We start from the raw sequence: 12,471 nt of genomic DNA on the forward strand, positions 1-12,471 counted from the left end.
ATTCCTATTTGATTTTTGAATAAACACCGTACACCTCGAAAAGCCTGATTCCCTACTCCCTACTCCCTATTCCCTACTCCCCGCCTACGCAAATAATTTCAAAAATCAAAGCGGATTACTATATGTGTGATATTTTTACCCCAACTGAGTTACAGTAATTTTCATAAATAGACCACACGATAGGGTAGCACAGCTGTGCTACCCTACTACATCTATCCCAACTGACTTGATATCATGCTGACATCAACGGCTAACTTTTTGCCCAGCTTGAGCAACTGAAGACACTGATTATCTGCTTCATTATCAAGGCTAGTGATACACACTGGCGCTATCTGACTGTGCAGACAACTAAAGTATAGTTCCTGCGATCGCTGTAGGGAAATATCAATATTTAGTTGATCCCCGACATCAATCAATCGTTCCAACAGTTGGATATCTGCATTAAAACTACCATTGGCATCGTGCAATAATTGCCAGAGCGATCGCGCAATTAACTGTTCTAACATCTGCTTACCGTCGGGAATATTCAGCCGACAACGCAGATGTTTTGCTTCAGTAGCAATCGCCTCCAATTCTAAGATATGACTCCAACTCTTTTGGGGATCAGCGATATCTTGCTCAAGCGATCGTAATGTGATCAGACAGCGATGCCCTAAAGCAATATCTGCTGCTACCTGCAATTCTTGCGGTACTGCTATTTCATCTCGATGAAACGCCATCAGCACACCATAATTATCACGGTATGCTTGGGTATACAACTGTCCTAAACGTGTCAGTGTTTCCTCAGTAAGCAGCCGCATAATCCGGTGGCGTTCTTCAGCAAATAGATTCTGTAAGCTAAAAGCTTCTTCTCCAAATAGCTGTGTCATCGCCAAGATAGTATGAGCCGCACTAGCTTGTTTTAGCGCCCCAAACAGCTTTTCTTTTAATTGGCTGTAGTCACGCCGCCCGGTAAATTGCTGAATGCCGCAGTGGAAATCCCAGCCTCCCAAATGCAGAACTGCAAATACCAAATGCTCACTTTCCCAAGTAATCTCTGATACCAGCTTTAAATTTCCCACAGCCAGAGTTAGCGATCCCATCCGTTGCAGTTGGTAATCTAGCTCATTGGCTGCGTAGCAATAAACCCGCTTCTGGTAACGCTGAGACTGTTTGTCAGGAGCATCTTTTCTCGGTAAAGAATTGTGCGCCTCTGCTGGTTTCTGATTAGTAAATAGAGAAGTAATGGCGTAATGGGCTGCTACTTGCTTAAAGCCAAGTTGAGCAGTTAACACGAGTTGCCGATAAATTTCCGCACCGTGTTTGAACTGATCCACATTACTGGGGGCTAAACCAAGACGTTTGACGAAGCCTTTTTCCAACTGCACACCAGCCACTTCCCCTGCCAATTCTAAAGCACGGGCGGCGTAGCGCAGAATTTGTGTCCCCTCTGGACGGGAAATTTCTTCAAAAAACCAACCGCAACTAGTGAACATCAACAAAGCGTGACGCTGCATTTCTAACAAGCGCAAAGCGTCTACTTGTTCGGCTGCGGTTAGTTTGTGGGTTTGATGACGGGCGAGGAAACGGTTGACATTGGTAGCAGAGCGATCGCGCATTACTTGGATATATTCATCTCGTGCTAGCCAGGGATCACGAAATAACTGTCTACCATGTTCCGCATACACCTCAGTTAGCTGATCCCGCAGCCAATTTAGGGAATCCCGCAAGGGACGACGCCATTTCTGATGCCAAACTGAGCCTTCCCCACCGCAACCACAGTTATCTTCCCATCTGCCGACACCGTGGGCGCAACTCCAGGCTGTGACTGACTTCAATTCCACTTCCCAACTGGGAGAATTTAAGCTCAGGTAGTGGGCGAAGTTCGTCACCGTCCAACCTTGTTGAGGAAACTCTTTGGTAAAGGCATAGGCTAAAGTTTTCTCAGTTCCCTTTTTGTGGTGTCCGAAGGTTTCCCCATCTGTCGCCACAGAAATCAACTGTGCCAGACGATGATCCCCACGCACCGCCGAACCGATACGTCCGGCAAAGTGACTGGAATTATAAACGACATCACTAAAACCCATGTCCCGCGATATCGGCCCATCGTAGAAGAAGATATCAATGTAGGGGGGAGAGACGCGATTAATCGCGTCTGTACTAGGGAGTGGTGAGTGGTTACTATCCCCATTCCCTACTCCCAATTCCCTACTCCCTTCTTTGATCGCATTCAGAGGTGAAGATGAAGGTAAGAGTGTGGGCTTCAAATAACAACGGTAGGGACGGGTAGAATCAATCTGACTACCGCCGACTTCGATCCATTCAGGATTGGGATGATCTTGAGTGGGGAGGGGACGACAACGCAGCGCTTGAGATGGTGCAAGGATAATGAAACGAATACCCTCAGCAACAAGAGCTTCTAAGGTTGCGTAGTCTACAGCAGTTTCTGCTAGCCACATCCCTTCGGGATCGCGTCCAAAGCGGGAGCGGAAGTCTTCTTTACCCCAGCGAATTTGGGTATATTTGTCGCGTTCGTTCGCCAGAGGCATGATGATGTGATTGTATACTTGCGCGATCGCATTCCCGTGACCATGCAAGCGATCGCTACTCTTGGCATCCGCCTCTAAAATGCGCTGATAAACCTCCACATCGTAACGTTCTAGCCACGACATCAGCGTTGGCCCAATATTAAAACTGAAATACTCATAATTGTTCACGATCCCCACCACTTCGCCTCGGTCATTTAAGACTCTGGCAAAGGCATTTGGACGATAGCATTCCCAATGAATCCGCTCATTCCAGTCATGGCTTGGTGCAGCGCTCGGTTGGCGTTCAATTGCGTCCAGATAAGGGTTTTCCCTTGGTGGCTGGTAAAAATGACCATGCACCGTCACATAAACACCATTAGCATTTCTCAGGGGATCGGTTTCTTTGGTGTTATTGGGATCTGAATGTAATGTTAACGTTGAGCCAGAGCTAGCTGGCATTTGGTCAGCAGAAGTCATGTATATTTATCCAAAACAAAAAACTTGCAGTTGCACCGAAAACATTGTGCGTAAACCTTTCTACAATAGTTTTTACACAAAATCCGGTATAAACGACAACTATGGAATCCAACCAAATTTTTGACAAAGCTGTTTTATTGTAGTGAGAAATCTGCGTTATCGCACAGCCCTTTCCCTGAAGGCTTAAAGTAATTAGCCATTGAACAAAGCCTTAGTTAGGGGTTTTCTCTTTTTGGGCGTCAATCAAAATTTTAATTGTCTTTTAATATATTAAACCCCATTTTTGATGTAATATTTTGGCTCAAATTCATACTTTTGCAACAAAAGATTACAAGAACTCATTATATCGCAATCTTATTTTACATACACAGCACTGAACTGAAAACAGTACAATTTCTGAATTGCTCTACAGGTGGTTGAGAGTATCCTATGGAAGTGCTGAGTTAAAAGTAAGAAGTTATGAGTGAGGAGTTAGAAGTGAGGAGTGAGGAGTGAGGAGTGAGGAGTGAGGAGTGATTAGAAGTTTTACTCATAACTCATAATTCATAACTCTTAACTCCTAACTCATAACTCCGTAAGATACCCTCAACCCAAAACAACAAATGTCAACTAAAAACATTATTCTTCTGGTTTTATTACTATTTATCCCAGTTTCCCTAGCAGCCCACTTTCTGGAGTGGGGAGAATTGATAGTTTTCATTACAGCTGGATTAGCAATTCTGCCCTTAGCAGCTTGGATGGGTACAGCCACAGAAGAAATTGCTGTCGTAATGGGGCCATCATTGGGGGGTTTGTTAAACGCCACATTTGGCAATGCAACAGAACTAATCATTGCCCTAGTAGCGCTGAACGCTGGATTAATAGATGTAGTCAAAGCCAGTATCACGGGATCGATTATTAGCAACTTACTACTGGTGATGGGTTTGTCCATGCTTTTGGGGGGACTACGTTACAAAGAACAGACATTTCAGCCAATTGTGGCGCGGGTGAATGCTGCTTCGATGAATTTGGCGGTGATTGCCATTTTGATGCCAACGGCGATGAATTATACTTCTCAAGGAATTAATGAACAAACACTGCAAAATCTTTCTATTGCTGTTGCTGTAGTATTAATCTTGGTTTATGCCCTAACGCTGCTATTTTCAATGAAAACCCACTCCTATCTTTATGATGTGGGTGTAGCGGAGACAGAAGAAAAGGAAACCCCTCATGCTAAACCAAATATGATGTTGTGGGTTGGCGTGTTGCTAGTATGTACCTTGCTAGTGGCAATTGAATCAGAGATGTTAGTCGATTCTCTGGAAGTGGCTACATCTCAGCTAGGTTTGACGGCGCTGTTTACAGGGGTAATATTGGTTCCCATCGTCGGTAACGCGGCTGAACACGCCACAGCAGTCACCGTGGCGATGAAAGATAAGATGGATCTTTCCCTTTCGGTAGCTGTGGGATCAAGTATGCAGATTGCCTTATTTGTTGCACCCGTGTTGGTTATAGCAGGGCGGATATTGGGTAAACCAATGGATTTGGATTTCAAACCTTTTGAATTAGTAGCTGTGGTTGTGTCAGTGTTGATTGCAAACAGTATTAGTTCTGATGGAAAGTCCAATTGGCTGGAAGGCACTTTATTATTAGCTGCTTATATAGTATTGGGGTTCGCCTTCTACTTCCATCCAGTTATGGAAGGTATGGGGTAGTACTGCAAGGCGGAAGTCAAAAGTCATGCATTCAAAAGTTTTGTATATCAAGGCTTTTGCAAGTTTTAAAATGGTAGCTTGATTTCCGCCGCGCTGTACTAGTTAGTTAGTAGTGCGACGCCGATAGCGAAGCGTTAGCGAGTCTTCGAGCGTCATAGCCCGTCGTAGACATCGCTCATAGTTTAACCCATTCGCAAAAGTCCCTACCCTCAACGCCAGTAAAATAAAGAGATATAAGAGCGATCGCCTATATGAGCTACTGCCTTAATCCCCATTGTCCCAAGCCGGAAAATCCTAATGATGTCAAGTTTTGCCGGACTTGCGGTTCTAAGTTACTCCTTAAAGAACGTTACCGTGCTATCAAACCAATCGGACAAGGTGGTTTTGGCAAAACCTTCTTAGCCGTGGATGAAGATAAACCTTCAAAACCACGCTGCGTAATTAAGCAATTTTATCCCCAAGCCCAAGGCACTAATACTCTTGCCAAAGCCGTAGAGTTATTTAACCAAGAAGCGGTGCAGTTAGATGAATTGGGCAAACATCCCCAAATTCCCGAACTACTGGCATATTTTACCCAAGAAGACCGGCAGTATCTTGTACAAGAATTTATCGACGGGCAAAACTTAGCCCAGGAATTGGCACATCGAGGTGCTTTCAATGAAATACAAATCCGGCAACTATTAAATGATTTATTGTCAGTATTGCAATTTTGTCACGCCAGACACGTAATTCACCGCGATATTAAGCCAGAAAATATTATTTTACGCGAGAGAGATAGAAAACTAGTTTTAGTAGATTTTGGTGCTGCTAAATCTGCCACTGGCACCGCCTTAAATAAAACTGGTACAAGTATTGGTAGTCCAGAATATGTTGCTCCTGAACAAATGAGAGGTAGGGCTGTTTTTGCCAGCGATATTTACAGTTTGGGTGCTACTTGTATTAATTTATTAACTGGGCGATCGCCCTTCGATTCTTATGATACCAACAACGATACTTGGGTTTGGCAGCAATACTTGAAAACTCCTGTTAGTAATCAGTTGAGTCGCATTCTCAACAAGATGTTAGAAAGTATTCCAATTCGGCGTTATCAAACAGTAGATGAAGTTCTCAAAGACTTAAATCAACAGTCACAAGTAGCAGCCACACCAGCGATGTCTACGGTGGTCACTGAGCGACTTGTGCCGAGCGAAGTCGAGGTAAGTCGAAGTGCGGGCTACGCCAACGCACCAAAACCGATCCCTCAATCGCCACCCAATTCTCCACCCACATTTGTATCGCCATCTCCTAGTCAAATTGATCTAGAATTAGAAGAAATGAAAACCCAATTTTTAGGTGGCAGCAAACCTCAACCAAATAAAATACAACCACCAAACCCCACATCTGGGCCTTCTAGTATAAATAAAATAGATGAAGAATTAGAAGAGTTAAAAGCTAAATATCTTGGTAATAACAATCCTTAAGATCATTTAGCTTAAAACCATAAACTTTCTAGGTTGGGTTGAACTTTAGTGTTACCCAACAAACCACCAAAAATGTTGGGTTTCGTTCCTCAACCCAACCTACGATTCTCTTACTTAATCGTCCTCTAAATTAATTAATTATCCAGTATCATAGCTTGCTGCCCTTGAGGCGAAGTCACATAGCCTAAGAAAGCTTGAACTCCAGGGCTAGCAGGGTTTTTATAGACATAAAACAGTTGCCGTTGGTAGGGATAAGCACTTGCATCGGGAGTCAATCCATCAATTGGAACAAATCGCACTGTTTGTTGATTGGCAACCTGTGCAAAGGTTGCATAGCCGATGCCATCAGTTCCTAAAGCTTGGAGTAGAGGAGTTGTGGCATCTCGTGGTAGTGTTGCAATGTTTGATGTTGTGCCAAAATTAGCTCCCTTCAACACTATTTCTTGAAATGCTTGATGCGTTCCACTAATTGCCGGTCGATTAATAACTCGGATAGTTCTACTGTTACCACCTACGGCTGACCAGTTATTAATTTTGCCCTGAAAAATATCTGCTACTTGGGTGCTGGTTAATCCTTGATTAAAAGGATTTGCTTTGCCAACCACAAGCGCGATCGCATCTTTTGTCACAGACACCGCCATCAATCCCTGACTTTGTTCTTGTGCAGTTAGCGATCGAGATACCGCCGCAATATCTGCTCTACCCGCTAACAGATCCGCGATACCATTTTGAGAACCATTAGCACTAGTGACAACATTTGTACCAGAAAACTGCCTCTCAAAACCTCTTTTGAGATTTTGGTTAATTGTCACCATGCTCGTAGATCCGTCTATTCTCACAGTAGTACCGCTTGGTACTGAACTTGGGGGCGAAAAAGTTGAATTACCAGCAGAGGGTGTGTTAACTGGAGGAGTAACATTACCTGGCCTGATTACAAAGAACCAGTAACCACCACCGATTAAAGCTAGAAAAATTAGGATAAAAACAATTGGAGGAGGAGCGCTTTTTTGACTCATAACTTTTTACTCTGGTAATTTTTCAATACTTGATTCACTTAACATTTGCAAACGACGAGAAACTTCATCATCTACAGTCATGCGTTCTATTTCAGCCTGGAGTTTTTCAGTTGGATTTTCAGAGATTTCAGCTAAAGCGCCTGTCTGTAAATTTCGGCGCTCAACTGCACTTTTAGCTTTTTCAAAGTCACTTTTCGCCGAACCAATATCAAATTCATTATTGACTTTGGCAATCATTGCTAGTGCTTCATTCACCTCTGACATATCTTTCATATTTTGCATATCAGCTTTGTAGGTTTCTAGCTTCATGCGCTCACGGTTTAGCTTGTCTTTGGAAGCATTCACAGATGTCTCAGCCTGCTTAACCATTTCCTCCAATTTGGGCAAAATTTGCTCTGTCTGAATTGCCTTAGCCATTGCCATCCGCGCTGCTTCTTGATTACCACTGCGCTGGGCAATATTTGCTTGCTGCTCCAAAGTCTGTAATTCTTTAACTTTTGTCTCGTATTTATTTTTGGCTGTTTTGTAAGAACCTTCTTGCATAGCAACAGCTTGAGCTAGTTTTTGTACCGATTCCTGCATTGATTGCAGTGATTCTTCAGCTACGGCTACAGCCACTTTGCCACCAGATTCCACCGGCATTCCCCATAGCCAATTCCAAGTACCAACTATGGTTCGTCCTGCTTTTTCACCCATTAACCAGTACATAGCTTTTTTCATTTATCACACCTATCTTACGAAGAGTAGTTTTAATCAGATACAGCAAGTTTTATGCTCAGGGTAAGCGCATTTTGTCAATAACGAGACTGCTTTGACCCCTAGAAAATAAATCAAGCAATAAATCTGATTCTTTTGTTAATACATTAATTAAGGTTTTTGTCAAGAGCAATTTAGATGCGCTTACCCTGGTTTTATGCTTGCGACTCTTATTAAACTCACATCCAATATTTTTAGTTTTATGAAATGAGTGAGTACAAATGGCACGAAAATAAACGTAAATCCTTGAGTTAAGAGGCTTTGGGATTTTAGCTTAACTGCGTGCCATTAGAATTTATAGAGTACGATCGCACCAAAGAACTAAAACCTGTAGGACTTACGCACGCTCTACGAATTCTTGGCGTTCTTGGCGTCTTGGCGGTTCGATAAATTAAGCTTTTGGGCGATTTTTGCGTAAGTCCTAACCTGTTAAAAAGTTCTTTGGTGCGATCGCTACCTTCACCACCATCAATGTTGTCATTGCCAGCATCACCAAAAATCAAATCTTCACCAGTTCCTCCTTCCACTGTATAAGTGAATTAAAAATCAGGTAAACTCAAGCAGCAAAAGCTTTGTTGTCTTTCGGGGAAGTAATTAACAGGCACAGCACCTTGGGAGCAAAACCGTTGTGGATGAACAACTTAAAAAACTGATTGATGAGGTATGCTGCTACCCAGACCCCAGTCTAGAAAGGCAGAAAGCATTAAATAGACTGCTTATGGTGATTCAACAACTCCCTGGCATTTATAAGTCTGGACACCAAGACTATTTAGAAGCCTTAAATCAAACTTGGGAATGGGTGAGCCGGAAGATTTGCTCTTTTGAAGCGCGATCGCCTTCGCTCCAACAAAGTCTAGTAATCTGGATTAATGGCTATCTCAAGTGGCGCATTAAAGATTTATATATACCAGATAGTAATTATACTATCAGTTTAGACAGACTTACCCGTAACGATGAGGGTGACGAAACAACCCTGCTAAATATCTTGCCAGATCGGCAATCACAAACTATTTCTTTAGATTTGCTGGATATCAAAATTGCCCAAATCCAGGAAACTGAGCGCCAGTGCCTTGGAAAACGCATTTGGCAATATATTGAGCAAGACGAAGAGGGTAAATTAACAGCGAGTCATCCCCGCAAAAATCCAGAATGCCATTGTCACTTATTGGCAATGCGCTTACTTCTGGAACAACCACCTCATAAAATCGCTGATATTGCTAGAGAGTTAAATATAAGCAATCAAACTCTCTACTCCCACTGGAAGAAAAATTGCCTTCCCCTGTTAAGAGAAATTGGTATGAATTTCGGATCTGACTAATGACTAACACACAACCACATATTTTAAGCGTCCCTCTCCCCCAAAATGCCCACCGTTGGGCTGAGGAATTTGCCAGCCAGCAAGATAACCCCCAAAAGGGAAAACAAGTTTATCTAAATACTTTGGCTGTTTATGCCGTTCACAGTTATCTCAAATGGCTCAACGTTGAGACAGCACTTAATCAAGGCGACAGTTGGCATCGTGGTTTAAGGGCAATTTTTGATGTTGCTGATTTAGTTTTGCCTGGTGTTGGTAAGCTTGAATGTCGTCCAGTGTTACCGGGTGAGGTTGCTATAGTCTTGCCTCCAACCATGACACAAGAACGCATTGGTTATGTAGGAGTTCAGTTTAGTCAGCAATTAGATTATGTAAAATTACTAGGATTTCTTCCAGCAAGGGAGATGACTGAATCACCAGCAATACTGCAAATAGGACAACTGCAATTATTTGATACTCTTTTCGAGATTATCCAGATGCGAACGCTATTAATAAATCTGCGTCAATGGGTTACGGGAATCTTCCAGCCAGATTGGCAACCCCCAGAGTTAGTGTTTGCTAACAATTTCAGAAGCAGTAGCACAATGACTCGCGCTTCAACTAACTCCATCAGTCGGGCAAAGGTGATTAAATTGGAAAGTCAAGTACTGTTGTTAGTGCAGTTAACTCCCACAGATAGCGAAATTTTTAATATTTGCCTACGAATTTATCCCGGTAATGATTCTATTCATCTACCACCAGATTTACAACTGATTGTCTTTGATGAAGCCGGAAACACTAGCATGGAAGCGCAAGCAAGAAGTGCAGATGACTGGATGCAACTAGAGTTTAGCTGCCAGCACGAGGAAAAATTCAGTGTCAAAATAGTGTTAAAGGAAACAAGTCTGATGCAAGAGTTTGTTGTTTAAGACAAACAAAAGGAGACAGGAATGGCGATCATCAAGTTGAAACTCAGACGCAATTCACCAGATGGATTTTTGGTAATTCTAACAGCGAAGAACTTGGATGAAGAAACAGAAGGATTTTTGCCTCCGTTACCACCAAATTTAGAATCATCCTTTAATGAATGGCAATCAGCCTATCGTCAAATCGAAGCTGTACGCTCTTATGTTGCTCCTGCACCAGGGGTACGTCTTACACCCAAAAATGTGACGATTCATTCCCACGGGGAACATACGGGAGCAGTCAAAGATTATCTAAATCAATGGCTCAATTCTGGAGATAGCAGGTGGCAACCAATCCGGGATAGATTAATTGCGATCGCTCAACAATTACATGAATCAAATGATGAGATTCGCGTGATAATTGATGCCAAAGATATCGATTTACGCCGCCTTCCTTGGCAAGCATGGAATTTATTAGAAGAACACTATCCCAACGCTGAAGTTGCCCTCAGTGTCCCCAAAAGCTCCAATACTAAGATAAAAAAACTAGTTCCTCAAAGTACAAAAGTCAGAATTTTAGTTGTTGTGGGCAGAAGTGACGGCATTAATACAAAAGATGACTTAAAAGTAATTCAAGACTTAGAGACAGATGGAGTAGAAGTACGCTGTTTAATTAAGCCTAGCCGCCGGGATTTGTCTGATGCTCTTTGGGAAGAACAAGGCTACCATATTTTCGTTTTTACGGGACATAGTGGAAGTCAAGAAGATGGGCAGATAGGTTGGATTGAACTTAACGACAAAGAAAGTTTGACTATTGAGGAATTTAAGGAGGCTTTGAAGCAAGCTATTGATAAAGGATTACAGTTAGCAATTTTTAATTCTTGTGATGGTTTAGGATTAGCTAACCAACTTGCCCAAATAAATTTACCTCAAGTTATTATCATGCGGGAACCTGTCCCAGACCCCGTAGCAGTAGATTTTTTAAGGTACTTTTTCCAAGAATTTACCCATAATAATAAGTCATTATTTACTTCTGTAAAAAAAGCCCGCAAACGCCTAGAACATTTTAAATCTGATTATCCAGGTGCAATTTGGTTGCCAACAATTTGTATTGAAGCTAATGTTGAACCGTTGACTTGGCAAGGATTACGCGAAGGTTATCCGGCAAAGCAGACTCCACCCAAGCCAGAGGATTCACCTCATCAACCAAAGAAAAATATCAAGCCGTGGTTATTAATTGGTTTGCTTGGTGTGGTTGTTATTAGTGGTGTAGCCCATTTAGTTGGGAAAAAAGTCAACTCCGATTTTAGTTCGGTAACTGCTCCCGGAGGAACATGGCTTTATGGTGGTAGCACATCTTGGGCACCAGTTCGGCAATATGTAGATCCTGAAATCAAAAAAGCACATCCGCAGTTTGAATTACGCTATACAGATGCGCTTAATGCTACACCAGGTTCCGGTACGGGAATTCGGATGTTGTTAGAAGGACAACTTACCTTTTCTCAATCCTCCCGCCCGATCGCAACCAGAGAGTATCAACAAGCTCAACAACAGGGATTTAGCCTGAAACAAACTCCAGTGGCTTTGGAAGGATTAGCGATCGCTGTTCACCCCAATCTGCAAATTCCAGGGCTAACTTTAGGACAAATTAAAGATATTTACACTGGTAAAATAACTAATTGGAATCAGGTTGGCGGCCCTAACCTAAAAATTACTGCTTACTCCCGTCGCTTTGAAGACGCAGGCACTGTCGAGTTCTTAGTTGAGAATATTCTCGGTAAAGAAAATCTGGGAAGTAATGTAGTATACGTCCACGATACAACAGACGGACTGAGAAAATTAGCAAGCGATCGCGGTGGTATTTACTACGCCTCGGCTCCAGAAGTTGTCCCCCAATGTCAGATTAAACCATTGGCGATCGCTAAACAAGGGAACAATTTTGTAGCACCTTATACAGAACCTTTAATTAAAGCCGATCAATGTCCGAACCAACGGAACAAGTTAAACACTGATGCTTTTAAAACAGGTCAGTATCCAATTACACGTCAGATGTTTGTCATAGTTAAACAGAATAGTAATAACAGTTTAGAACAACAAGCGGGTGAGGCATACGCCAATATGTTACTAACAAATCAGGGACAAAAACTGATGAATAAAGCTGGATTTGTGCGTATCCGTTGAACAAGAGGTAAGGGGGTAGGGGGCAGGGGGAGATGAGGGAGATGAGGGAGATGAGGGAGCAGGGGAGGCAGTTAGAATCTTTCTTTCTGTGTTCTCTGTGCCTCTGTGGTTCGTTATTTAATATAAGTATTGTTAGCTTGACACAGTAGTATTAAATAATAAATGCTACACAGGCAACAGT

At 42.5% G+C, this 12,471-nt stretch carries 9 protein-coding genes; 5 read left to right on the plus strand and 4 right to left on the minus strand.

Annotated elements, in window-relative coordinates; translation table 11 throughout:
* Positions 1–212 precede the first annotated feature (212 nt).
* Positions 213–2,984, minus strand: a complete 2,772-nt coding sequence (locus LC574_RS06465; protein WP_229452160.1) for a DUF3536 domain-containing protein — start codon at positions 2,982–2,984, stop codon at positions 213–215.
* 602 nt (positions 2,985–3,586) lie between these two features.
* Between LC574_RS06465 and cax the strand changes: the two genes are divergently transcribed.
* Both cax and LC574_RS06475 read left to right on the plus strand, forming a co-directional pair.
* Complete coding sequence (gene cax / locus LC574_RS06470) at positions 3,587–4,678, plus strand: calcium/proton exchanger (RefSeq protein WP_229452162.1); 1,092 nt, start codon at positions 3,587–3,589, stop codon at positions 4,676–4,678.
* 251 nt (positions 4,679–4,929) lie between these two features.
* Positions 4,930–6,138 (plus strand): serine/threonine-protein kinase, encoded by a 1,209-nt coding sequence (locus LC574_RS06475; RefSeq protein WP_229452164.1) that lies wholly within the window; start codon positions 4,930–4,932, stop codon positions 6,136–6,138.
* A 134-nt stretch (positions 6,139–6,272) separates the two neighbouring features.
* Here the strand turns inward: LC574_RS06475 and LC574_RS06480 are convergent, their stop codons facing one another.
* From LC574_RS06480 to LC574_RS06490, 3 genes are all read right to left on the minus strand, one after another.
* The gene (locus tag LC574_RS06480; protein WP_229452166.1) at positions 6,273–7,154 is read right to left on the minus strand and encodes a phosphate ABC transporter substrate-binding protein; all 882 of its coding nucleotides are present in this window, start codon (positions 7,152–7,154) and stop codon (positions 6,273–6,275) included.
* A gap of 6 nt (positions 7,155–7,160) precedes the next feature.
* Positions 7,161–7,874 carry a PspA/IM30 family protein gene (locus LC574_RS06485; protein WP_229452167.1) on the minus strand — a complete coding sequence of 238 codons (714 nt, stop codon included), beginning with the start codon at positions 7,872–7,874 and terminating at the stop codon, positions 7,161–7,163.
* A 305-nt stretch (positions 7,875–8,179) separates the two neighbouring features.
* Positions 8,180–8,437: a hypothetical protein gene (locus tag LC574_RS06490; protein ID WP_229452169.1), complete on the minus strand. Its 258-nt coding sequence runs from the start codon at positions 8,435–8,437 to the stop codon at positions 8,180–8,182.
* A gap of 101 nt (positions 8,438–8,538) precedes the next feature.
* Here LC574_RS06490 and LC574_RS06495 point away from each other — a divergent pair, with 101 nt between their 5' ends.
* Genes LC574_RS06495 through LC574_RS06505 form a run of 3 tightly spaced genes read left to right on the plus strand, consistent with a single transcriptional unit; the run spans position 8,539 to position 12,290 of the window.
* The gene (locus LC574_RS06495) at positions 8,539–9,228 is read left to right on the plus strand and encodes a helix-turn-helix domain-containing protein (protein ID WP_229452170.1); all 690 of its coding nucleotides are present in this window, start codon (positions 8,539–8,541) and stop codon (positions 9,226–9,228) included.
* Complete coding sequence (locus tag LC574_RS06500; protein ID WP_229452171.1) at positions 9,228–10,133, plus strand: DUF1822 family protein; 906 nt, start codon at positions 9,228–9,230, stop codon at positions 10,131–10,133. Before LC574_RS06495 ends, LC574_RS06500 begins: the two co-directional genes overlap by 1 nt.
* A gap of 21 nt (positions 10,134–10,154) precedes the next feature.
* Positions 10,155–12,290 (plus strand): substrate-binding domain-containing protein, encoded by a 2,136-nt coding sequence (locus tag LC574_RS06505; RefSeq protein WP_229452173.1) that lies wholly within the window; start codon positions 10,155–10,157, stop codon positions 12,288–12,290.
* Positions 12,291–12,471 lie beyond the last annotated feature (181 nt).

It is taken from the genome of Nostoc sp. CHAB 5715 (genome assembly GCF_020829685.1).
In the GTDB taxonomy this organism is placed as follows: domain Bacteria; phylum Cyanobacteriota; class Cyanobacteriia; order Cyanobacteriales; family Nostocaceae; genus Nostoc.

Coding starts and splice junctions, on each gene's coding strand:
- LC574_RS06465 (WP_229452160.1), bottom strand. CDS start 2,984: ATGACTTCTGCTGACCAAATGCCAGCTAGCTCTGGCTCAACGTTAACA.
- cax (WP_229452162.1), top strand. CDS start 3,587: ATGTCAACTAAAAACATTATTCTTCTGGTTTTATTACTATTTATCCCA.
- LC574_RS06475 (WP_229452164.1), top strand. CDS start 4,930: ATGAGCTACTGCCTTAATCCCCATTGTCCCAAGCCGGAAAATCCTAAT.
- LC574_RS06480 (WP_229452166.1), bottom strand. CDS start 7,154: ATGAGTCAAAAAAGCGCTCCTCCTCCAATTGTTTTTATCCTAATTTTT.
- LC574_RS06485 (WP_229452167.1), bottom strand. CDS start 7,874: ATGAAAAAAGCTATGTACTGGTTAATGGGTGAAAAAGCAGGACGAACC.
- LC574_RS06500 (WP_229452171.1), top strand. CDS start 9,228: ATGACTAACACACAACCACATATTTTAAGCGTCCCTCTCCCCCAAAAT.
- LC574_RS06505 (WP_229452173.1), top strand. CDS start 10,155: ATGGCGATCATCAAGTTGAAACTCAGACGCAATTCACCAGATGGATTT.